The organism is Psychrobacter sp. NC44, assembly GCF_904846655.1.
Taxonomy (GTDB): domain Bacteria; phylum Pseudomonadota; class Gammaproteobacteria; order Pseudomonadales; family Moraxellaceae; genus Psychrobacter.
The window spans coordinates 1-24,101 of sequence record NZ_CAJHBN010000025.1 but is presented as its reverse complement, the minus strand read 5'-3'; the positions used below and the strand labels follow the sequence as shown (position 1 = coordinate 24,101).

Sequence of the window (24,101 nt, the reverse complement as noted above, 5' to 3'; positions counted from 1 at the left end):
GGCGTTGATTCCTTGCAAATATAGACAGTATATAGCGTTAGACCCTACGCCAGCATGAATTTTGTCCATTACACCTATTCGTCTGATTAAGTAACATCAATTTAGTGGTTAACGTTAAAAAAATATACTGATATAAAACAACCCCATAAGTTTTTTACCACTTATGGAGTTGTTTTATAGAGTAGGCTTTCTATTAATACTACCTACTCAAATTAACGCATTGTCACAAACTCTTCTGAGCCAGTTGGATGAATGGCAACCGTATTGTCAAAGTCCGCTTTAGTCGCGCCCATTTTGATGGCGACCGCAAAGCCCTGAATCATCTCATCGACACCAAAGCCAAGACCGTGTAGACCAATGACTTTTTCCTCATCGCCCAAGCACACCAGTTTCATCATACACTTCTGACGATGCTGGGTCACCGCGCTATACATCGAGGTAAATGTTGAGGTATAGCATTTGATATTATCCTTGCCATAGCGTTCAACCGCGTCGATTTCAGACAAACCAATCGTACCAATAGCAGGATGGGTAAAGATCACCGTTGGTATCAACGTATAGTCCAAATGCTCATTAGGTTTGTTGTTAAACAAGCGCTCTGAAAGACGACGACCTGCTGCAATAGCTACTGGCGTCAAATCCACACTGTTTTCGATAATATCGCCGACCGCATAGATGTTCTTAACATTGGTATTTTGAAACTTATCGACTTTAATTTTGCCAAACTTGGTCGTCTCTACACCCGTCACTTGCAGGTTGATATTGTCTGTCGATGGCGCACGACCAATCGCCCAAATCAAGCAATCTGTCGTGTCTAGGCTGCCATTTTCGGTACACAAAGTCAGGCTGCCATCTTCGTTTTTATTGACTTCCGTGAGCGTGGTATTGGTATGCAACTGAATACCGTCTTGCTCCATCTCTATGAGCAATGCCTCTACTACACTGTGGTCAAATGAGCGCAGCGGCGAGTGCTGGCGTACATACAAATGTACCTCAGCGCCTAAACTGTTCAATACGCCTGCGATTTCAACAGCGATATATCCAGCTCCTACAATTGCCACGCGTTTTGGCAAATGATTCAACGCAAAAAAGCCGTCAGAATCGATGCCGTATCCTGCGCCCTTGATATCTGGCTGAATCGGGTGACCGCCTGTGGCAATCAAAATATGGTCAGCGGTAATCAGCTCGCCATTCACTTCTACGGTATTGGTATCGACAAATTTGGCAAAGCCTTTGATCACTTCTACGCCATTTTTGGCCAAGTTATTGTCATAAGAGCGATGAATATTTTCGATATATTGTTGACGGCTCTGTACCAGTTTTTGGAAGTCAAAACCTTTAACATCCACATCAAAGCCATAGTCTGGCGCATATTTATGAATCGCCTCGGCAACTTGCGCGCCATACCACATTACCTTTTTGGGAACGCAGCCCAAGTTCACACAAGTGCCGCCCAATTGATTGGCTTCGATAATGGCGCATTTTTTGCCATAGCTCGCCGCACGGTTGATGGAAGCAATGCCACCGCTGCCGCCGCCAATGGCAATATAATCATAATGTTTTGTCATGGTTAAGTCTCTTTATTCAGGACGTACTGATGCGTATTGGTACAATTTTGCCGTCTGTTATTTTTTAATTCTGTTGTTTTGAACTCTATTGTAATGGGTATCATTATTAATCTTACAAGGTTTTGCTTATGAGGATGTACCAGCTAGCATCAGAATATAAAAGCATTTAGGCAAAAATAGCCTGACATCTAATAATCCTATCTAAACCCAACTGGACTCATCTAAACTTACTTAAACAATGGCACGTCGTCTATAAAATAACAGTCCCGGAATGGATAAACCCAGTACCAATCCTGAGGTGACAAACAACGCTTCAAACAAGTACACCATCATTTGGCTAAATAACTCGTCTGAAAAACCAAAATAACCAATCTGCACCATGCTGACCATCGCCTTATACGCAGCGATACCGGGCATCATACAAATGACACTAGGCGAGATAAGTGCTTTGGGTGGCAAGGTATATTTCTTAGAAAAATACACGCCTAAAAAGCTGGCAAGCATCGCCCCGAAAAAGCTGGCAACCACGATATGTACATGCTGATAAACGAGAGCAGTCTTTAATCCGAAGCCAAAAGCAGTCATCAGCAAACAAGGCAAAATGTAGCGTTTGGGTACGCTGAACATGAGCGTCCAACCAAGGGTAATAATACATGACAGCACCACAGTTTCAATGAACCACATCTCAAAACCCCCAATGCTGTATGCGAAGTAAAACCAGCGCCATCACGATACCAACGCACGCGGATAAGGTGAGCATATAGGTAAACACCGCACGCCCAACGCCAATATTAACATAGCCTTTTAAGATATCTGAGAACGAGTTAATTAAAGGAAAGCTAGGCACTAGTAGCAACACGCTAGAGGCAACCGCAATATCGGCATTATTACCAATATCAAAATAGTAGGTCGTCGCTCCAATTAAAGAAGCAATAAAAGCGGTCACAATGACGGTGATAAAAGGATTAAAGTGGTGTTTGGATAAGTAAATACGAGTGAACATCGCCACCATACCCGCAATAAATGTCACCGCGGTAATAGACCAGCTGCCGCCATTCAGATACGCAAACGCTGCACAAGATGCGCCAACAAACATGCTCACTAGCCACGTTGGGTATACGGTCTTATCCAACTCATCAAAGGCAAGGGTAGTGCGGTCAATCAAGTCGGTACTATCGACGGTGGCTTCGGTTTTATTGATAATTTGCTGAATTTGTACCAATAAATTGACATTAATGCTTTGATTGATCGTGTCTCTGGTGGTGGTGATACAGCGCTCGTCACAGATGGTCGTCAGGGTGATGGCGTTAAAATTCAGTGAACATTCGACGCTGTTCATCCCCAAGGCAAGCCCTAAACGTTTGGATAAGTCCACGACTACGGCAGACTCAGCGCCATACTGCATAAGAAGTAAGCCGCAGCGCACGCATAGTCGAGTAATGCGTTGCTGCTTTACGTAGCTGATAGAGGTGGTCATGGGTGAGATACGCAGGTTGGTATGGATACGCTATTATAAAGGGTCTGGGAGCTGACGCGCAGACATATTATCGGACATTATATTTGATGCTACGATAAATTATAAACTTTTTTGGCAAAGAAAAAATAGAACGTACGGTAGCTGCGTGAGTGATAAATGTGATACGAGCATTTATTTAGGTGGGATCTATTGCAGGATGCTCTCTGAGCAGCGATTTTAATTAAAGGAATAAAGTTGTAGGCGTCAAATGGAGGCTGGCTGGGGCTTGTGATATCAAACAAATAATAGATTATAAAATTAATAGACTTTTGTTTTCTATAGTGATAATCTCTTTCTCGATAATTCAGACACATTACTTACATGATAATTACATATTGATTGAATTTTAGTTACGTTCTCAATTACGTATCGCTCTCAATTAATGTGTTACAAGACATAGACTTCGATAGTGGAGTTTTAAGTCTATCAATTCATTGCCCTTAGCTTAGCTATTTAACTCAATTGCATCTCTCAACCAGGACGTCTAATGACCAGTTTTCATAAAATAAAAAATGCTCTATTACTGACTACTATTACTACTTTAGCAGGGTGTACTACGGTCGCCGATATGGCAGGGTACGATACGGCTACATTAAATACCGATGCGGCTAAAAGTTACTCTCAAGTGGTCTCTAAAGCCAGTAGTCAAGGCGCGGTAGATAATACTTCTGCTACCGCCATTCGAGTTAAAAGCGTCTTTAATCGTATGAAGCCCTACGCCGTTCGCGCTAATACAACAGGCGTTCCTTTTGATTGGCAGGTCACAGTGATACGTTCACCTGAATTAAACGCTTGGGCAATGCCGGGTGGTAAGATGGCTTTTTATACCGGTATTGTAGAAAAGCTACAGTTAACAGATGCAGAGATCGCTGCGATCATGGGACACGAAATGACCCATGCGCTATCTGAGCACAGTAAAAAAGATGCTGGGCAAAAAATTCTGACAGGCTTAGCGCTGCAGTTAGGTGGTGCCGAACTACAGTCAAGAACAGGGTTAAGTGATGATGCGTTGGGTTTGATTAGTGACTACGGACTTGATAAGCCATTTTCTCGTAGTCAAGAGTCACAAGCCGATGCGGGTGGTCTACGCTTGATGGCGCAGGCAGGCTACAATCCAGAAGCTGCCGTTGCAGTATGGCAAAAAATGGAGGCTGCCAATGGTCGTAGCAATACCATAGCTACTTTAATGTCTACCCATCCAAACTCTGGGCAGCGTATCGCTAAAATTCAGGCACTCTTACCTGAGGTTACGCCAGTTTATCAAGCGGCGGCTAAAGCACCTGCTAACGCAACTAGTGGGGCAACGACTGGAGTAACGACTAGAACCATTAAACGTAAATAATTCAGTAAATGCTATCAAATCAGTAAATACTAACAAAAAAGGTAAGTCAAACGACTTGCCTTTTTTTTGCGAAGAAATATCGAAAAGTGGTTGGTTTGGACTTTATCTGACGTCTGGATATTGGGTATTGTACATCCAGCTAGCCTACGCTGGCTAACCAAAACGTCTATTGAACTCAGACTCATTCATAAATAATAGTATGATTACTTCGAAAAGAGAAATTACTGCTGGTATAAATGTCCAACAGAACAATAGATATAAGATACCCCAAAAGACCTGATTTAAATAAAATTTATGTATCCCAAAACCTCCTAAGAATAAAGCTAACAATATTGCAACACCTTTACTTTTTCTACTACTGTTTAGTCGTACGATAGTAGTAGAATTTTGAGCCGGCAAAGGAGGTGGGACAGTTTTAAACGGTGCAGGTTTAGCAATAGGAAAGCCACAATTAGTACAAGAAGCGCTTTGATTACTAATAGACTCAGAGCATTCAGGGCATTTAATTAAAAACTTCATTTTAGAAGTTGGGAGCCCACAGTTAGTACAAGAGACGCTTTGGTCGCTAATTTTGTGTGTGCATTCAGGACAATCAATAATGGCCATATATTTTCCGTTTCTTACAATTTTTTAGTTATAGTTTTAATATCAATTGTTACTTATGCTGTGTTTCTTCAATTTGAGAATAGACCTAAAAACTTTGTAAAATATAGTGAATCTCTTCTTTAGCTAGAAAGTAAATGATGATGCAGCTAATGATAAAAATATTTGTATGATTGAAAAATACGTAATCGTCAGGTTCCCCAACTTCTTCGAGCTCTTTAAGAAGTTTAAGCTCTTTAAGTTCCTCAGATGAATGTTGAATATTTTTGAACGGTGCAGGTTTAGCAATAGGAAAGCCGCAATGATTACAAGAGGCGCTTTGATTAATAATCGACTCAGAGCATTCAGGACATTTAATTAAAAAATTCATTTTAGAAGTTGGGAGTCCACAATTAGTACAAGATACGCTTTGGTCGCTAATTTTATGTGTGCATTCAGGACAATTAATAATTGCCATATTTATTCCTGTATTTAGCTAATAGATGGCTTATTCCCACAGCCAAAATTGACTATATTCGTTCTGTCTAATTCGCTTCTGGACTTATTTTGATACATCACTTACAAATAACACCGATTTGTATCCACTAATTTTACTCATATAGTTTATCTTGCATACAATTGGCACGCTCAATTGCCTTCCACTGACTATATTCCGGTTCGTCCTTCCCTAGGTAAGCGCTGTTTACTTTTATAGCTTGTTCACATATTGCTCGATCATCACTTTTTCTGCGTTCTATATCACTCTCTTTTTTATAGTCCGCTGCTTTATTAACTACTTTTTCGTTGTAAGATTCTTTTGTTTTTATTGGTGTTTCGCGTACTTCATATTCTTTCTCACTACCCGAAGGGGCATTTGATAATAAAACTTCCCTCGATCTTGCTTCTACTGACATGACCGGCTCTGGCTTGAATTGCTCCAATGTTACCTTTTCAACTACTTCGTTCTTTGGAGCTTCTAGCGTTACTACTTTCTCAACTACTTCATGATGTTCTATTTTTTTTGACACTACTCTTTTGGTTTGACATATGAAGTTAACAATATCTTGATCTGTCCAATCCGGTGTTGGCGTATACCAATCCCCTAGGTCTGCTGATATTAAGGCCTCAAGATTATCTGATGAGGTTTTTCTTATCTTATCGTTTGCGCAGTCAATTTGCATTTCTCCATAAGCATCACTCTCGTTCCCTCTACGTGCATACTTAACATTTTCAATGCCATAAGATGCAAAGTGAGAGATGAGGAAATAGCGCCCATTTTCACCTGAACCAGAAAGTAACATTGGTATCTGTGTTAATGGAGAATTAAATACTGATTCTTGGACTTGTGGTGATTCTTTATCAGGTTCTGACTGCTCTTCATCATATTGTCTTGCTTTTTCTGTATAGCCATCATAAGCACTTACAAGCCAAAAGCCGATAAGAACTATAATAATGATTAGGAAGATAGTTGCGCCAGAACAGCCACTATTCTTTTGTCTTTGACGACTGCTTGCTAGCAAATTATTGTTATCTATCTGTTCTGAAGGAGTAGGGAAACCACAACTAGGACAAGCAGTACTTTGATCACTAATTCTTTTAGAACATTCAGGACAGTTAATTAAAGCCATTTTTTTCTACTTTATCTTCATGTGTAATATCATCAGCACATTTCTGCAAGGGTAAGTACTACAAAGTTGTTTAAATTGTTGGTAAATAAGATAAAGATTATAACTTATCAGTAATTTTTGAGCAACAAATGTCAAGATTTTATACTTTTTAAAATAGAGTTTTTAAAGTCTATTTTATATATCACCACCAACAAAAAGGCCACTCCCTAAAGAGTAGCCTTTTATTAATCATTTACTAGCGTGTATTAGCTGACTTCTTTCATGCCTTGCTCAAGCATCGGCTTTAAGAATATACCCGTGTAGGACTCTTTGACTTCAGCCACTTGTTCAGGCGTACCTTCCGCAATAATCAGTCCGCCACCTTTACCGCCTTCAGGGCCCAGATCAATCACCCAATCTGCCGTTTTGATGACGTCAAGATTGTGCTCGATGACAACGATAGTATTACCTTTATCGCGTAGGGCATGTAAGATATGCAGCAGCTTATCGATATCATGGAAATGCAAACCAGTGGTCGGCTCATCCAAGATATAGAGCGTCTGTCCGGTATCACGTTTGGCAAGCTCACGAGCTAATTTAACCCGTTGAGCTTCACCACCTGATAACGTCGGTGCAGACTGTCCAAGACGGATATAACTAAGACCAACATCCATCAGTGCTTGCAGACGACGATAAATCGCTGGAATGGCTGAGAAGAATTCAGTGGCATCTTCTACAGTCATATCTAGGACATCGGCAATATTTTTACCTTTATAGTGAATCTCTAAGGTCTCGCGGTTATAGCGCTTACCTTCACAGGTATCACACGGCACATACATATCAGGTAAGAAATGCATCTCAACTTTGATGAGACCATCACCTTGGCACATCTCACAGCGTCCGCCTTTTACGTTGAAGCTAAAGCGACCCGGTTTATAACCACGGGCACGCGCTTCTTGCGTTTGCGCAAACATTTCACGTACCGGCGTAAAGACACCGGTATAAGTCGCTGGGTTTGAGCGCGGCGTACGACCAATTGGGCTTTGATCGATATCGACCATTTTGTCCAAATGCTCAAGACCAGTGATGCTGTCATGCTTATCAGCGATAAGCGTTGATGCATTATTTAACTGGGTTGCTGCTAATGGCATAAGGGTACGGTTGATGAGGGTAGATTTACCAGAACCCGAAACACCCGTGATACAAGTCATAATCCCTATTGGCAAGGTCAAATCTACATCGTGCAAGTTATTACCGGATGCACCTTTTAGCTCGATTGTCATTGGTACTTGTTTAGGCTTGGCTTTTCCTTTAACTTCCATATCGATAGTTTTGGCTTTATGACGAATGCTTGGAATCTCGATTCTCTTCTTACCAGACATATATTGTCCAGTCAGCGATTCTTTGTTTGCCATGATGTCATCGACCGTGCCCTGAGCGATAATATGACCGCCATGTACACCTGCACCGATACCGATATCGATGACGTGATCTGCTTGGCGAATGGCATCTTCATCATGCTCAACGACCAGTACGGTATTACCCAAATCACGCAAGCGCGTTAGAGTTTTTAGCAGACGGTCGTTGTCGCGCTGATGTAGACCAATCGATGGCTCATCAAGGACATACATCACGCCCATGAGTCCGGCACCAATTTGGCTGGCAAGACGGATACGCTGTGCTTCACCACCTGATAGGGTTTCAGCAGAGCGGGCGAGTGATAGATAATCAAGTCCGACACTGACGAGAAAGTTTAGACGCTCATTAATCTCTTTAAAGATTTTTTCTGCAACTTCGCCTTTATGACCGCCAATTTTTAGGGTTTTATAATAGTCAGCAGCGTCACCGATAGACAGCTTCACGATTTGAGCAATGGTTTGATCATCAACACGCACGTTACGTGAGATCTCATTCAGACGTGCACCATCGCAGACGTTACAAGTGGTATCAGCCAGATATTTGGCTAGCTCGTCACGGACGAGATTGCTTTGAGTTTTGGCATAACGACGTTCTAAATAAGGCAGCACCCCTTCAAATGGTACAGTCTTATTGGTTTTACGACCGCGCTCATCAGTAAAGTTAAAAGTCAGCTTCTCTTTACCAGAGCCCTGCATAATCAGATCTTGCTGTTCTTTTGGCAGATCTTGCCATGGTGCATCCATGTCAATTTTGAAATGCTTGCAGACAGTGCTCAGTAAACCAAAGTAGTAGGCATGACGCTTATCCCAACCATTGATTGCGCCTTGGTTGAGCGATTTTTCATGATGGGTAATCAGCTTTTCGGCAGAAAAATACTGACGTTTACCAAGACCGTCACAGCTTGGGCACGCGCCATATGGGTTGTTAAAACTGAACATGCGTGGTTCAAGCTCAGGTACGGCACGATCACAGACAGGGCAAGAGTGCTTAGCTGACATGACTTGATTGTCATCGCCGCCTTCTTTTGGATTGCCATCCATAAAGTGTAATGTCACCAAACCTTGACCCAAGCGTAGCGCCGTCTCTAAGCTCTCAGCGACGCGGTTACCTAAATCATCACGGACTTTAAAGCGATCAACGACCACTTCGATGGTATGCTTTTTCTTCTTATCGAGTGTTGGTAATTCATCGGTATCGTAGACATCGCCATCAACACGCACGCGCACAAAGCCTTGACCAATTAATTGCTCAAGCAGGACCGTATGCTCGCCTTTACGCTCACGAATCACTGGAGCTAAGATCATGATTTTGGTGTCATCTGGCAATGCCATGACTTGATCGACCATCTCGGTGACAGACTGCGCGACCATCGGTTCGCCATGCTCAGGGCAAAAGGGCGTACCGATACGCGCGTAGAGCAGACGTAAGTAGTCATAAATCTCGGTAATCGTCCCAACCGTTGAGCGTGGGTTATGGTTGGTTGATTTTTGCTCGATAGCAATCGCCGGTGACAGCCCTTCGATACTATCGACGTCAGGTTTTTCCATCTGTGAAAGGAACTGACGCGCATAGGCCGACAAACTTTCGACATAACGACGTTGCCCTTCGGCATACAGCGTATCGAATGCCAATGACGATTTACCAGAGCCTGATAAACCTGTAATTACTACGAACTTGTCGCGTGGAATGTCTAAATCGATATTTTTTAGATTATGAGTGCGTGCGCCGCGAACCTTAATATACTCGTGTGCCATCGGTGTTAGGTTTCCTATTTGCTAAAAGGGGATTGAAAACATCTCAAATTAAAAGCTAAATATAGATCAATAGAATGGTTGGTTAAAAATGTGAATGTTTTGTAAGTTTATAATATGGTTATAAATAATATTTTTATAAAATGTTTATACGTTGATGAAGTGAGAGCTATAGATGCCTAATTTACTGTTTTAATTTTTATTGCTGAGCAGTATGCTACTTGGCGTTCATTTTGCTGTTTTCTTATTCTACAGCCTTTGAGGTGATTGGTTTTCGTATGACTAAGCAAATCTAAATCAAATCAATGTTAAGTAGTAGTCATCTTTTGTCATGGTTTTGACCAACATGTCGTTTTATAGAGGAGTTTGTCATCTAAGCGATCGTTCTAGTTGACGAGCAATAATATTTATGACGCCTTACTTTATTGTCATGGCGACCGCATTATTCAAGGTGTGATTGCGCATCCGATGCAGTTGGTAACAAAATAATCGCGTAATATGAATGGCTTGGGTTGAAGAGGTATGGGAGGCTGCACCAATAAGACAAAAGTCTCGGCACGCAAACGGCGAATGTCTTATACTAGTGGGCTTAATTTGTAGCTAAAGTCTTGATAGCATCACAATAGTATAAGCAGCGCAGTAGTGATAAATCAGCAATGACGAACCAGTGAGGCAAGTATGAATAGCGTAGAAAAACGGGCAATCCTCGGGGTCGGTGGTATATTTGCTTTGCGGATGATTGGTCTGTTTATGATTGTGCCTGTGTTTTCTGTATATGGTGACAATTATGCGCACGCGACGCCGTTTTTGATTGGTTTGGCGGTCGGTATTTATGGTCTAGGGCAGGCGATATTTCAGATTCCTATGAGTCTTGCTGCGGATAAATTCCCGCGTAAGCCGATTATCTTTTTAGGACTCATCTTATTTGCTCTCGGCGGTATCATTGCGGCAAATGCGACTGATATTTACGAGGTTATCATTGGTCGGGCGCTGGCAGGTAGTGGCGCGGTATCTGCAGTATTGATGGCATTATTGGCTGATGTGACGCGCGAAGAAATGCGTACCAAAGCGATGGCAACGATGGGCTTGACCATTGCGACTTCTATCATGCTCGCTTTTGCCTTTGGTCCGTTATTGGTTGGCTCGCTGGGTATCTCTGGTTTATTTTGGTTGACCTCAGGCTTTGCTGTTTTGGCGATGCTGTTATTGCTGTTTGTGCCGACACCGCTACGAGTGCTTAAACACAATTTAGACAATAAATCGATTGGTCAACAATTAGCGACCGTCCTCAAAATCGGCGATTTAAACCGCCTACATATCGGTATCTTTGCTCTGCATCTAACCATGACGGCGATATTTGTGATATTGCCGCATCAGCTTAATGAAGTGATGGGTCTGTCGGTACGTCAGCAAGGTTTAGTATATCTGCCTTTATTATTTATTGGTTTTGCTGTCGCCATTCCTTTTATTATCATCGCTGAAAAGAAACGCAAAATGCGTCAAGTATTCTTAGGCGCGATTGCGTTAATGACCGCTGCTTTAGCGATATTGGCCATTGGCAGTCAGGTTGGCGTTGGTATTATATTAGGTTTGCTTCTGTACTTTATGGGCTTTAACTTGCTTGAGGCAACGATTCCATCATGGATATCTAAGCGCGCCCCAGTCGCCAATAAAGCGACGGCGATGGGGCTAAATTCATCCAGCCAGTTCTTTGGGGCGTTTGTCGGTGGAGCAATGGGCGGGTTGTTATTGAATCAACCTAACCTATTGGCATGGGGAATTTTGGCCGTCATTATGGGCGTGGCGCTACTCATTATTATCCCCATTTCTCAGCCGCCTTATCTATCGAGTACTACTGTGACCATCCCTAAAAACATTAATATCCAAGACTGGTCACGCCAAATGCTGGCGGTAGATGGCGTGGATGAGCTGGTCGTGATGGCGAAAGAGCAAGTCGCTTATTTAAAATTAGACAAGACACAATTGACAGATGACTCGCGCATGCAGTTATCGAGTTTGGCACAGAGTCCACTAGATATTTAACAAAGGGTATGGACAACGTACTTAGGCGAGTAGAGATAAGGTTGAATAGGCAAAAACTGAGTAGACAATGACTAAATAGACAGCCATTATTAATAAGTGAACGCTAAATCTTTATCTCTATTTAAAAGGAATTAATATGAGTAAGTTTAAAGTGCTGTCGCACGGTGTTGCGCTTCGAGCAGTGGCTAAATTTTCGATAGGTCTTGGTCTATCAGCCACGTTACTACTCTCAGGTTGCGCCACACAAAATATCCAAGCCTATCAGAACAGCACGCCCACGCTCGAGATGCATGAGTTCTTCTCAGGTCAAATCGATGGTTGGGGCATGTTTCAAGGTCGCAATGGCGAGGTCAAAAAACGCTTTTACGTCGATATTGATGCCACGCACGAAGGCGATAATGTCATCGTTTTAGATGAGAAGTTCGCATGGGCAGATGGGTCAAAATCACAGCGTATATGGCGATTGACCAAACAAGCTGATGGTAGCTGGAAAGGCACAGCAGGCGATGTCATTGGCGAGGCAACAGGGGAAGTGGTTGGCAATACCTTGCATTGGAGTTACTTGTTAGAGCTACCCGTTGAGGATAAAACCTACAAAGTGAATTTTGATGACTGGATGTATCTGGTCGATAAAGACGTCATGCTCAATCGCTCAGTCATGAAAAAATTTGGCGTAGAGCTGGGTAGCGTCACCTTGAGTATGCATCGCAATAAAGAGAGCAATGATTCTAAATAAGTTTATAAAGGACAGAGTGAGTTGATAAGTCAGTAACTGGTAATAGTATTAATTCGCTTAATAAAATGGCAAAATAGCAATATCATGGTTTTTTAAACCCAAAAATTATAATATATATCTAAACGACATAGATTGTTGTCTTTAATAGATAGCTTGTAGATATTCCAATAAAAATTGATTACAGTAAAATCATTAATGAATGCGCTTAGCTGCACAGTCATTAAAGCGATTCATAAAATTATTCATAAGTAAGAGGACGGTATCATGCGCGGAGTTAATAAAGTTATCATCATCGGTAACCTTGGAGCAGACCCTGAGGCACGTCAATTTAATAATGGCGGTAGCGTGACCAATATTTCGGTTGCAACGTCAGAGCAGTGGACCGACAAGCAAAGTGGTGAAAAAAGAGAAGCGACGGAATGGCATCGTATTTCTCTATTTAATCGTTTGGGTGAAATTGCCGCGCAGTATTTGCGTAAAGGCAGTAAAGTTTATATCGAAGGCAGTTTGCGTACCCGTAAATATCAAGATCCCAATGGTCAAGACCGTTATATCACTGAGATTCGTGCTGAGCAAATGCAAATGCTAGATGGTGCGACTGGTGGTCAAAGTGATAATAGCTTTGGCGGTCAAAATCAGGGTCAAGGTGGTGGCTATGGCAATCAAGGTAGTCAAAGCAATCAAAACAACTTTGGTCAGCAAGCAAACAATCAGCCAGCACAGCAAGGCGGTTACAACCAGTCAGCTGCTCAAGGTGGTCAAAACAGCTTTAACAATCAAAGCGCACCTGCTCAGCAGAATCAGTTCAATCAACCTGCTCAAAAGCCTGCACAGTCAAAGCCGACAGCAATGCCAGACGGTCCTGTCGATGATGATATTCCGTTCTAGGATATACCTTAGAATTATCTGTTAAGAGTAATCTATAGAAGACCCTGCAATTGCAGGGTTTTTTTATGCCTAGTGATAAATAATTTAAAAAAATAAATTTTCTATAGTGCGCATAAAGGTCGTATGAGAGTGAGCGCGTTAAGAAAGATAGACTTTGTCAATTGCTATATTATCTCGCTAAAAAAGTAAAACGTTTGTTTGTTTTTAAAGTTGCGCCTTGATGGTTATTTGAAAAAATAGAAAATTAATTACTGGTTGATAAACGATTTAGTAAGAAGATAAAGCGGATAAACAGTAGCCTGCTTCATTGATTTTATCGATTTTTTTATTCTCATTATTTTATCAAAGTTTATATTGAAATCTATGAAAACTACCTTTCATATCCTATATAGACCGTCTGTTCTATTGGATTTAATTAATGCTAACGGTTCATTAAATGGGTTGATATAATCCACTCGAATCAATAATTCAAACAATATTAAATGTGGGGCTTTGATTTAAAGTAATTTTTATTAACCAATAAAAAGTCAAAATTTGACTGTTCAATAGTCGAAATAATAAAAATTCATCTGGTCGACTGCTTAGGACAGGGTTGGTTCAATGTGAAAGGTTAAAGCTGTCACGCTTTTATAATCAATTGACTATAAAAGTGCCCACCTTACTGCTAGTGCTGAGTACAAAGAATGAAAGATGGTGATGTGTTTCAAAAAACTGATTTGGGCAGAGAAGAGATTAAATCTCAGAGTCTCGGCATATTGCCGCGTGAAGCGAGAACATTGCTCATTATGATTGATGGCAAACGCACGTATCAAAGCTATCTTGATACGCTTGATCGTAGCAAAATGTTTGCCGATTTTGGCGGTGTTGCACCACTATTTGAGTTGCTGTTAGGGCTTGAGTGTGTAGAGATAGTGGGCGCTGATAATGCTGCCTCTCAAATGTCCACTGCGCCGCAAGTACCGCCGGCTTATCAGTCTCAAGCATCATTGTCTGAAAGAAATATTGAGACAGAGTTTGATCGCACCTTTAATGATAAAGGTCTCAATAAAATGGCAGCATTAGGCAAGAAATCAATCAGTAGTATTTTCAAAGCTAGGTTGTCTGGTGCGAGCTACGAAACGATAAAGTCAGAGTTGGCCAACTATATTGAAAAAAACGCACCACCAGTAGAAGCTTGGGGTTACTTGTTGAGTTTAGAACAATGCGGGGATAGCTCGCAATTATTGAGTTTGGTCAAAGAAATACAGAGCACCAGTAGCAGTAATTTATCGCGCGGCATGAATGATTTTATCAAAAAAATTCAACGTTAATATATACGCGACTTATTTTATAAAACAAATGACTTATACCACAAATACTTGGTTATAAAAGACAGTAGCTGGGTGGTGATAGGTGAAAAATTTAGCAAACTAATTGGAGTGTTTTGTGGAATCAGCTGAGCTTTCAGAATTAAATCGCCTAAAAATGCATCATGGCGAGCATATTATTTTACGTTTAACTTACATTAGCCGTTATAACACCGACAATCCTAAAGGTGAAGTAACGCGCATCCTGACACAAGCTCAGCAAAATAATGAGCGCAATGGTATTACGGGTGCTTTGGTGTTCAATCACAATTATTTTTTGCAAAGTATTGAAGGGGCGAGACCCGTCATCAATGAATTGCTCAGAAAATTGGTTAAAGATAATCGGCATCATGGCTTACAAGTCATCGAATGCCGTGAAGTAGAGCTGCGCCATTGGAGTAAATGGTCAATGAAGTATTTGATTCCGAGCGATGAAAACAAAGGACTTGCGCTTAAATTTTCGACAGGTACTCAGTTTAATCCTTATTTGATGAACACCAATCAAATCATGATGTTGATTGAGACGTTATCAGACCTTCAAGAGCAAGAAGCCGTGAGCGCCGCCAAAAAGAAGAAACCATGGTTTTCTATTGGCTAATTGACTGACGTGTATAAAAGCTAAGAACCATCACACCCATGACATTTTAAAAGAGATAAGATATGACATCAGCAATGGAAGATGCACACATTTTGATGAGCATGACATACGCTAGCCGTGCCAACCCAGATGTATCGGCCAACGACTTCAACGAAATCTTGCAGCAAGCACAAGTAAATAATGCCGCCAATGGCATCACTGGTATGCTGACGTTTAATAAAGATTATTTTTTGCAAACCGTTGAAGGGCCAAGAGCACAGATCAATCGTCTGTTATATAGTTTAATTGCTGATCCGCGTCATCATGACTTACAGGTTATTGAAACACGTGAGTTAAAGCATCGAGCATGGTCTAAATGGTCCATGAATTATGCTTCACCGACTGAAAAAAATGCGGCGATTTATTTAAAATATTCGACAACGATTGATTTTAATCCCTATTTATTGAGCGCCGAAGCAGCCTATAATTTGATGAATGAGCTTAGTGATCAGCATGATTAATCAATAGCGCTTTTAACTAATCGGTAAGTATATATATGGAAACAATTAGTTGCTATTTTTAATGGATTTATGTTTGCTGAGTTATTCGTTCAATCGTTTTTAGGACATTGTTTATAGAGACTGGTTTTATCTTAAAATTAATAACTGTTTGTGAATAACTATTAAATAAATAATGGTTTTTCATTTACCCGATTTTACTATTCACTGACCTTTGCTATAGTAGATATAATAATCTACTGTTGTGATAGCAAGGTTTTTTGTTTATATTATCTACGCCATTAGCTATTGTGGCTAACAATATTTTATTTGGTTCAAAAAATATCGATTTTTGACATTCATCGTTGTATTTAATGATGAATACGTCATTCTTAGTTCTTAATAGTGAATAATATCTATTAAGGTTATATTTTTTATCTTACAGTTGGATTTATTATGAGCAAAAATACCGCCATTGATTTAGAAAACCTGAACGTTGATGAGCTACGTGCCATCACTGAAAATGCCCAGCAGCTTATTGCCAAAAAACAACATCAGCGTTTGTATGACGCTTATATGCAGTTTGAGAAAATTGCAGAAGACAGCAATGCCTCTATCGAAGAGATTCTAAAAGCTGGTGAAACGCTAGAGAAAAAACGCAGCATCAAGTATCGCAATACTGACAACAACGAAGAAACATGGACTGGCCGTGGTCGCAAGCCAACGTGGTTGGTTGAAGCGCTAGCAGCAGGTCGTAGTATCGAAGATTTTGCTATCTAGATAGTGTAGTGGCTAACAAGATGATGTCGGTTTAAATTTAGCAAGGTACAATTTTTATTAAAGGCTATTTAAAATAAACGCTCGTCTAAATAAGTTCTGTTTTAAAAAAGCGCCATGTTACATCTACTCTGATCATTGGGATTGTTTCTTATGATTTGTGTGTAATGATAGCGTTTGATCGTGATAGTCCTTTCGTCTTAGAAGCTGATAAAAGCCAGTATCTTTATTGCCATTATTTTGGTAAAAAGATACTGGCTTTTTTTCTGTCATCTGTATGCCATTGTTTGTTATGATAATGACGTTTTTGTCTTATATAAGAGTTATGCAACCGTGCCCCAAGTATCTGCGTCGTCTCATAAGCGCCCTCGTAAGCTGTGGTGGCTGGTTGGGTTTGTATTATTTGCATTATTTGCTGTATTGCAAATGCCAGCGGCGTGGCTGCTTGAAAAGTATGCTCCCGAAACGCCTTATGTACAGCATGTGTCGGGTAATTTATGGCAAGGCTCCGTTATCTGGCAGATGCCTTTAGCAGCGACACCGCTCACAGGTACGGCGGAATGGTCGTGGCAGCCATGGCATTTGTTATTGGGTAAGATAAGTGCAGAGGTCGATATCAATTCAGCACAAACCCGCCTCAATGGACAAGTAAAAATAGGCACCAACTCATGGCAAGTGGATAATATGAGCGGCAAGGTAGCACCTGAGACGTTGGCAAGTTTGGTTGATTGGCAATTGCCCAATACACCGATTCAGGTCAATAATGTCTCGCTCAGCCGTCAGTCTGGCTCAAGTGCTGCAGCAGAAAACGCTTCAACAAAAAATCCATCTGGTTTTACTCAAGCGGATGGTCAGTTGACATGGGTCGGCGGTGAGATAGGCTATCCTAGCGGTGGCAAGGTTTTTTATCTGACCATGCCTGCGATGCGTGCTGAGTTAAGTGCCGAGCAAAAAAATAATAAAAACCTGCTTCATATCAATTTATTAAACAATCAAGATAAGCGCTTGGGCGACTTATATATCGATGGCGATAATATGTTGGATGTCAGTTTGACGCAGCGTTTATTAGAAAGTATGCCTGAGTATAAAGGGCAAGCACCCCAAGATACCCCAGTCGTCAGTGTGCGTCAGCCGCTGCTAAATGGGCTGGGGACACGCTAGATGATGAATGTTTCTACAACTTTAAAACCTGTGCTTAATACCCTTAATCGATTCTCAGGTTGGGTATTGTTATTGGCTGTTGCTTGGTTATGTTGGACAGCGGCTCGATTACTATGGTTGTTGCTCGCCGCACCATTGGCACCGATGTTGCCACCAGCAGCTTTGCAAAATACATCGGCATCTGGCAAGGACTATAGTGGATTATTTGCTATTTTTGCAGACCCTGAACCTATTGCAGCAGCAGTGCAGCCACCGCCCAATGTCAATCTAAAAGGCGTTCTGTTAGCAATGCCAGAGAGCATGTCCTCGGCACTATTGGACGTCAATGGTGAAGTGAAAAACTATCGAATCGGTGATGCGCTAAAAGACAGTGGCTATACCCTTGTCGCTGTCGACTGGAACTCGGTTGTCATCGCTGATGCTAGCGACAAGCAAACCGTCATTAGCATGCCAGCCGCGATGCCATTAGACCAAAGTGACATGATCGCAGGTGCCGTCAGTAATCAGCGCTTGCCAGAGAACAGCATGTTGCCTAACGCCCCTCAGCCTACACAAAATACTGAGGAAGAGTCCGCTGCGACAGGCAGTGACAGTAGCCCGCAATCTGCTATCGATGAAGCGGTCACAGAATTGCAAGAAAACCCCGCCAGTTATTTGAGTAGGATGGGGGTTATGGCAGCAGGGGAAAGCTATCAAGTGACGCCTGCAATGCCAGCAAAGCTGCGTAATCGACTAGGGCTTGAGCCAGGTGATAAAGTGCTAACGGTTAATGGTCAAAGCGTGGGTAGTAATCCTGCCCAAGATGCTAGTGTGCTGCAACAGGTACAGCAATCAGGTGAGGCGCAAATAGAGGTACAACGCGGCGATCAAGTTATTACCATTCGTCAGCAGTTTTAAGCACAATAAATGGGTGAGAAACCTTATTTTAAGTAAATAAGTTTTAATTAAATAAGTATTTAGATAGTGCCACTTAAATAATGCCATTGTGGGCAGAATGTTAAGTGAGCAAAGCAATCATTGAGCACAGCACACAATAAATCCAGTACATACTAAGCGACATCACTGTAGGTAATCATCAATATGGTAAGTTTTCATAATTTTTCAGTCACGCCTCTGTACCATGTTTTGCAGCGCCTGATGCGCCTGTGTCGTCCTCTTTGCCTCGCCATACCATTATGGGCTGCCAGTACGGGTCTTGCGAGTGCTGAGAGCTGGAAAGTTAACTTACAAGATGCCGATATCAAAGCCTTTATTAATGAGGTGGCAACCATCACTGACCAAAACTTTGTCCTTGATCCACGTATTAATGGCAATGTGACGGTGATTTCTAACAAAGCCTTGTCGCGTGACGAAATATATCAGCTGTTTTTGAGTGTGATGCAAGTCAATGGTATTGCAGCGATTGACTCGGGAACGACCATTAAATTGGTGCCAGATAATGTCGCCAAACAATCTGGCGTGGCTGTTGATTTACGTGGTGACAGTGTTGGTGAGGCATTAGCTACTCGTGTTATTTATTTAACCAATACTCAAGCTGCAGAAGTGCTGGGTGTCATCCGTCCGCTTATGCCCCAATCAGCTCATGCCGCTGCCGTGCCTGGCGTCAATGCTTTGGTATTGTCCGATCGTGCAGATAGTCTTAACCAGCTGACGTCGCTTATCCGTGATTTAGATAGCAACGTCAATGACAGTTTGCAAGTGATACCACTACGTCACGTTGATGCTGAACGTATGATGGAATTAATTAGCGCCTTGGTTGCAAGCGCTGGTAGCGGGCAAGCACAAGGTGGTAATAACCAGCTTAAAGTCATCGCTGACACCTCTAGCGATAGATTGTTGGTGAAAGGCAGTCCGGAGATGATTGCTAAAGTCAAAGAGATGGTCAATCAATTGGACACCACGCCTACAAGGCGTTTGAGTGGTCTGCGTGTCTTTCGATTAAAATATGCCAGTGCAGGTCATATTGCAGATATGCTACGCGGATTGCTCGCCAATCAATCTATTAATAGCGCTGGAGCAACGTCCTCGTTAGAGTCTGCATCATTGAACGATTCCAGTAGCACGGGCGCTACCTTGACTAATGAGTCTAGTGGTAGCACGACTAACAACGCGCCGACCTCAGCGACCTCTGGTGCCAATTCGAGTAGTACTGGTACAGGTGTTGGCGGGCGACCTTTTAGTATTATCGCTGATGAAACCCAAAATGCCGTTATTGTCAATGCGGCACCTGAGCTGATGTTTGAGATTGAAGATGCGGTCAATCAGTTGGACAGTCGCCGCGCGCAAGTATTGATTCAAGCGGCTATTGTAGAAGTGTCAGGTGATGATGCGACCCAGCTTGGTGTGCAATGGGCGCTTGGCAATGCCAATAGCGGCTACGGAGTCGTAAACTTCAATAACGTAGGCGCGAGTGCTACAGCACTTGCCGCCGCGGCGTTGGGTGGCGGTGCCGCCAGTATCAGTGCAGCAGCAGGCTCGATAGCTGGTGCTTTGATTGGTATTGGTGATAGCAGTAAAGACAGTCAGGGAAACACCCAGTTTTATGGGGCTATCTTGCAAGCACTTGATTCTTCTACCAGTGCCAATCTGCTGTCTATGCCATCAATTTTGACATTGGACAACGAAAAAGCCAGTATTTTAGTGGGTCAAAACGTGCCTTTTGTGACAGGCTCCTTTACCACCAGTGGCAACGATTCTAGCAACCCCTTTCAAACCATTGATCGTCAGGATATTGGTATCAACCTAAATGTCATTCCTCATATTGGCGACAATGGCACCGTACGCTTGGAGGTCTCGCAAGAAGTCTCGTCGGTGGTGCCGGGCAGTACGGGTAACGCCAGTGGTTTGATCACCAATAAAAGCCTCATCAATACGACGATTCTGGCTGATGATCAGCAGACCATTGCTCTTGGTGGCTTGATGCGTGAAAACAGCACCACGCGCCAACAAAAAGTCCCTGGCTTGGGTAATGTACCAGTCATTGGTCGACTGTTCCGCTCTGACAATGACACGACGCAAAAAAGCAACTTAATCATATTTTTACAGCCAACCATTTTACGTGATGGCAGGGCAGTCGCCAGTGTCACCGAGCGCAAATTTAACCAAATGCGAGTCCTGCAATTGGTCATTGATAAAAACGGTACCATTAAACAGCTGCCATTGAGCGGTACGGAAGGTTGGAATGGCGATGTTAGCGCAGATTATGAATTGATGCCGCTCAATCCCCTTGTTCCTAAGCGCGATCAGACACCAAAGTCTCAGTCTCAAGGTTTTACCAAAGTAGACAGTCCTAGTAATGGTATGACAACTTACCCTTTAAACCGTTAAGAACTCAAAAAAGCGCTTTATTAATGATAGGTTAATAAAGCGCTTGCCTCCTATTCTTATAGCATGTAGAGACACGGTGTAATAAATAAACTACGCCGTACATTAGCTTGCGTATTCATAACACAGATAAACATAGCAGTTTTTATATCGCAGTATACTAATGAGTAATTGAGTAGTAAGTATGAACACTTGCTGATAAATATAGCAGATAATGATATAAAGGTAGGGGTGGAAGCAATGACACATCATACAAATACTAAAAAGTGGTTTTTATTAGCAGTCGCTGCCACCGCCTTATTGGTGATTCCTCGGCGTAGCAGTCGACAAGCTGATACCAGAGCGTTAGATGAGCACAATGTATCAGATGAGCACTCAGATGAGCACAATGCAAAAGCCAATCATGATAATACTAATAGGGCGTGTTGAAGGTCTCTTTACTTATCAAAAGCTCTTTTGTTGATTGGCATTTTTTAACTGTCGAAATCATTTTAAATAAAGTTGCCATTCTAAAGTGTTCATTGATGTGGTTATTGCTACAAAATGACAAATAATGTCTATTGAATGACAAATCACGGAACGCCTCGCTGAAAACTATTAATTTTGGAGTCTATCAATGACCCCTATCGCTTCACCTAAGATGATCAAACAGCCCTTACCTACTATTTATCCTCTCATTGACACGCATACTCATTTTGATGCCCCAATATTTGATGATGATAGAGAAATACTGACGCAGCAGGCTCACACTCAGGGAGTATGCCATCTGGTATTAGTGGGTTATCTATATCAGCATTTTGAGCGGATGTATGAGACTGAGCGTTTGTTAAATAAGCTGTCATTATCTACGATAGCCAATGTCGATAGACAAAAAGTGTCAAATTTTAGTAGCCATATTGCGATCGGTTTGCATCCTTTTTATATCAAACAGCATACTGACGATCATTTAACCGCTATGGCAAAAAGGATTGCTGATAAACGCCCATTAGCAATCGGCGAGATTGGTTTGGATACCTTTACTGAGGCGATGAAAGCGCCTGACATATTTGCCAAACAAGTACGATTTTTTAAGGCACAATTGGACATGGCGGTGACTCATCAGCTGCCAGTGATGCTGCATATTCGTAAAGCCCATGCAGAAGCGTTGGCCATACTAAAAGCGCATGATTACGATGCACACAAACTTGGCGGTATCGCGCATAGTTTTAGTGGTGGGACGCAAGAAGCCAAAGCATTTGTTGAGTTGGGATTTAAGCTTGGGGTTACTGGTCAAATCACTAATCCCAATGCTAAGAAACTGCGCCGCGCCATTCAAGCAGCGGTTGATAGCTATGGCATTGAATGTTTGGTGATAGAAACGGATTGCCCTGATATGATGCCTATCATGTGCCAAATATCTGACCATGATTCATCAGTGCCAACTCAAAACTCAGACAGTGCACGGAGGAGTGCAGCCGTACGTAATAGAAATGTACCTGCCAACTTGCCATGGGTGTTGCTAAGCTTGAGTGAGTTGCTCAATATACCACCTGCCAGTCTTGCTAAGCAATTGTGGCACAACAGTTGCAGTGCTTTGCAAACAAAATGGGATTATCCGTTATCGTAGTGCCACATATTTTAGTCACTGACGGTTTATTGTATGGCTAGCCATTGATATGATAGTGAATGAGATAGCCATGAATAAAGAAATTGACATAATATAAGCGCCACCAAAATAATTTAAAAGAGCATTTAATCTGTTATGAGTGAAATACAACCATTTGAGCAAACAATGACAGAGTCTATTGGCACCGAAGACGTTACAAAGACAGAAGAGCTTAGCGAAGACAATGTGCAATATGAACGCCGTTTTCAAGGCACGCGCACTCTTTATGGTACGGCAGCTGTCACTACTTTTGCCGATGCGCATGTATACGTTATTGGCGTTGGAGGCGTTGGTTCTTGGGCAGCTGAGGCTTTGGCAAGAACGGCAGTGGGCACTATTACGTTGATCGATTTGGACGTATTGGTTGCGTCCAATGTCAATCGGCAGTTGCCTGCACTAGACAGCACCTTTGGTGAGAGTAAAATTGCAGCGATGGCCACCCGTATTCGTGAAATTAATCCCAAAGTAACGCTAAACTTGATCGATGATTTTTTAACTGTAGAAAACGTCGCCACTTTATTGCCAAGTCGCGATGAAGCAAAAGCCGCTATCGCTCAAGGCAGACCTATGGTTATTTTGGACTGCGTAGATGATATGAATGCCAAGCTTGCCATCGCGCTACATTGTCGTTTTAATAAATTAAAATTGGTGTGTGCAGGCGGCGCAGGTGGCAAGATAGACCCTAGTCAGATTAGGGTGAGTGACTTGCGTGACAGTTACCAAGATCCTTTACTTGCCAAATTACGCAATAAGCTGCGCCACGAAAAAGGCATTAATAGTACACTAAAAGAAAAGTTCGGGATCAAATGTGTCTACTCTACAGAGCCACCGCGGGTAGATAAGAGTTGTCAGACAGGCGGGTTGCAGTGTGGTGGTTACGGCTCAGCAGTAGTGGTCACATCGGTGGTTGCGATGATTATGGTGAGTGAAGCATTACAATTATTAATAAAACAGGCGGGCATCAAGCCGAGCGTCTGATCTTATTTAATGGAGTCTATCTTGTCTATATTTAACGCACCTAAACACAGCTACCCAGTAGCGGCAGATGAAGTAGAACGCATCAATAAGCTTAGGAAGTATCAGGTGCTCAACGATAATGATGAGCCTGCATTTAAGCGTCTAATTGATCTGGCAAAGCTATTTTTTGATGTACCAGTCGTGACCATCACTTTCATGGACGAAGAAACACAGTATCTAAAATCTGTCCAAGGACTGGGCGGTGTTTGCCGCACGACGCGTGAAGTGGTGTAACTATCCCCTAAACTAACACAGCTCAAACGTAGAATTTCTTATAAAATACCCATAAGGAGTTTTGATATGAG

At 42.2% G+C, this 24,101-nt stretch carries 22 protein-coding genes; 15 read left to right on the top strand and 7 right to left on the bottom strand.

The features are described from left to right. Nucleotides 1-212 precede the first annotated feature (212 nt). The 3 genes from gorA to JMX95_RS13150 form a co-directional block, all read right to left on the bottom strand. On the bottom strand, nt 213-1,568 hold the full coding sequence (gorA, locus tag JMX95_RS13160) for a glutathione-disulfide reductase (protein WP_201561046.1): 1,356 nt from the start codon (nt 1,566-1,568) through the stop codon (nt 213-215). Between the two features lie 231 nt (nt 1,569-1,799). Beyond that, nucleotides 1,800-2,252: a threonine/serine exporter family protein gene (locus tag JMX95_RS13155; protein ID WP_055124673.1), complete on the bottom strand. Its 453-nt coding sequence runs from the start codon at nt 2,250-2,252 to the stop codon at nt 1,800-1,802. A 1-nt stretch (nt 2,253) separates the two neighbouring features. Continuing rightward, on the bottom strand, nt 2,254-3,045 hold the full coding sequence (locus JMX95_RS13150) for a threonine/serine ThrE exporter family protein (protein WP_201561045.1): 792 nt from the start codon (nt 3,043-3,045) through the stop codon (nt 2,254-2,256). Between the two features lie 526 nt (nt 3,046-3,571). Between JMX95_RS13150 and JMX95_RS13145 the strand changes: the two genes are divergently transcribed. After that, a complete protein-coding gene (locus tag JMX95_RS13145) occupies nt 3,572-4,426 on the top strand; it encodes a M48 family metallopeptidase (protein WP_201561044.1) in 855 nt (284 codons plus the stop codon). Between the two features lie 153 nt (nt 4,427-4,579). Here the strand turns inward: JMX95_RS13145 and JMX95_RS13865 are convergent, their stop codons facing one another. The 4 genes from JMX95_RS13865 to uvrA all read right to left on the bottom strand — a co-directional run bounded on the left by JMX95_RS13865 (nt 4,580) and on the right by uvrA (nt 9,788). Then, nucleotides 4,580-5,032 (bottom strand): TM2 domain-containing protein, encoded by a 453-nt coding sequence (locus tag JMX95_RS13865; RefSeq protein WP_227676076.1) that lies wholly within the window; start codon nt 5,030-5,032, stop codon nt 4,580-4,582. Between the two features lie 85 nt (nt 5,033-5,117). Further along, on the bottom strand, nt 5,118-5,486 hold the full coding sequence (locus JMX95_RS13135) for a double zinc ribbon domain-containing protein (RefSeq protein ID WP_201561043.1): 369 nt from the start codon (nt 5,484-5,486) through the stop codon (nt 5,118-5,120). Nucleotides 5,487-5,619: 133 nt separating this feature from the next. Then, nucleotides 5,620-6,636, bottom strand: coding sequence for a hypothetical protein (locus JMX95_RS13130; protein ID WP_201561042.1), 1,017 nt, complete (start codon nt 6,634-6,636; stop codon nt 5,620-5,622). Nucleotides 6,637-6,881: 245 nt separating this feature from the next. After that, a complete protein-coding gene (uvrA, locus tag JMX95_RS13125; RefSeq protein WP_201561041.1) occupies nt 6,882-9,788 on the bottom strand; it encodes an excinuclease ABC subunit UvrA in 2,907 nt (968 codons plus the stop codon). A 675-nt stretch (nt 9,789-10,463) separates the two neighbouring features. Between uvrA and JMX95_RS13120 the strand changes: the two genes are divergently transcribed. From JMX95_RS13120 to JMX95_RS13055, 14 genes are all read left to right on the top strand, one after another. Continuing rightward, nucleotides 10,464-11,828, top strand: a complete 1,365-nt coding sequence (locus JMX95_RS13120) for an MFS transporter (RefSeq protein WP_201561040.1) — start codon at nt 10,464-10,466, stop codon at nt 11,826-11,828. A gap of 136 nt (nt 11,829-11,964) precedes the next feature. After that, entirely contained in the window at nt 11,965-12,564 is a 600-nt protein-coding gene (locus tag JMX95_RS13115) for a DUF3833 domain-containing protein (RefSeq protein ID WP_201561039.1), read from the top strand. Nucleotides 12,565-12,828: 264 nt separating this feature from the next. Then, nucleotides 12,829-13,452 carry a single-stranded DNA-binding protein gene (gene ssb, locus JMX95_RS13110; RefSeq protein ID WP_201502764.1) on the top strand — a complete coding sequence of 208 codons (624 nt, stop codon included), beginning with the start codon at nt 12,829-12,831 and terminating at the stop codon, nt 13,450-13,452. Between the two features lie 698 nt (nt 13,453-14,150). After that, a complete protein-coding gene (locus tag JMX95_RS13105; protein ID WP_201561038.1) occupies nt 14,151-14,762 on the top strand; it encodes a hypothetical protein in 612 nt (203 codons plus the stop codon). Between the two features lie 115 nt (nt 14,763-14,877). Further along, nucleotides 14,878-15,396 carry a BLUF domain-containing protein gene (locus JMX95_RS13100; RefSeq protein WP_227676075.1) on the top strand — a complete coding sequence of 173 codons (519 nt, stop codon included), beginning with the start codon at nt 14,878-14,880 and terminating at the stop codon, nt 15,394-15,396. Between the two features lie 62 nt (nt 15,397-15,458). After that, a complete protein-coding gene (locus JMX95_RS13095; protein WP_201561037.1) occupies nt 15,459-15,896 on the top strand; it encodes a BLUF domain-containing protein in 438 nt (145 codons plus the stop codon). 432 nt (nt 15,897-16,328) lie between these two features. Further along, the gene (locus tag JMX95_RS13090; RefSeq protein WP_045453321.1) at nt 16,329-16,652 is read left to right on the top strand and encodes an H-NS family nucleoid-associated regulatory protein; all 324 of its coding nucleotides are present in this window, start codon (nt 16,329-16,331) and stop codon (nt 16,650-16,652) included. A gap of 330 nt (nt 16,653-16,982) precedes the next feature. Beyond that, a complete protein-coding gene (gspN, locus tag JMX95_RS13085) occupies nt 16,983-17,810 on the top strand; it encodes a type II secretion system protein N (RefSeq protein ID WP_201561036.1) in 828 nt (275 codons plus the stop codon). Continuing rightward, on the top strand, nt 17,811-18,707 hold the full coding sequence (locus JMX95_RS13080) for a type II secretion system protein N (RefSeq protein ID WP_201561035.1): 897 nt from the start codon (nt 17,811-17,813) through the stop codon (nt 18,705-18,707). Between the two features lie 183 nt (nt 18,708-18,890). Beyond that, nucleotides 18,891-21,137, top strand: a complete 2,247-nt coding sequence (gspD, locus tag JMX95_RS13075; RefSeq protein ID WP_201561034.1) for a type II secretion system secretin GspD — start codon at nt 18,891-18,893, stop codon at nt 21,135-21,137. A gap of 237 nt (nt 21,138-21,374) precedes the next feature. Then, the gene (locus JMX95_RS13070) at nt 21,375-21,563 is read left to right on the top strand and encodes a hypothetical protein (RefSeq protein ID WP_201561033.1); all 189 of its coding nucleotides are present in this window, start codon (nt 21,375-21,377) and stop codon (nt 21,561-21,563) included. A 187-nt stretch (nt 21,564-21,750) separates the two neighbouring features. After that, a complete protein-coding gene (locus tag JMX95_RS13065; RefSeq protein ID WP_227676074.1) occupies nt 21,751-22,740 on the top strand; it encodes a TatD family hydrolase in 990 nt (329 codons plus the stop codon). Nucleotides 22,741-22,905: 165 nt separating this feature from the next. Then, nucleotides 22,906-23,757: a ThiF family adenylyltransferase gene (locus JMX95_RS13060; protein WP_227676077.1), complete on the top strand. Its 852-nt coding sequence runs from the start codon at nt 22,906-22,908 to the stop codon at nt 23,755-23,757. A gap of 21 nt (nt 23,758-23,778) precedes the next feature. Next, nucleotides 23,779-24,030 (top strand): hypothetical protein, encoded by a 252-nt coding sequence (locus JMX95_RS13055; protein WP_201561031.1) that lies wholly within the window; start codon nt 23,779-23,781, stop codon nt 24,028-24,030. Nucleotides 24,031-24,101 lie beyond the last annotated feature (71 nt).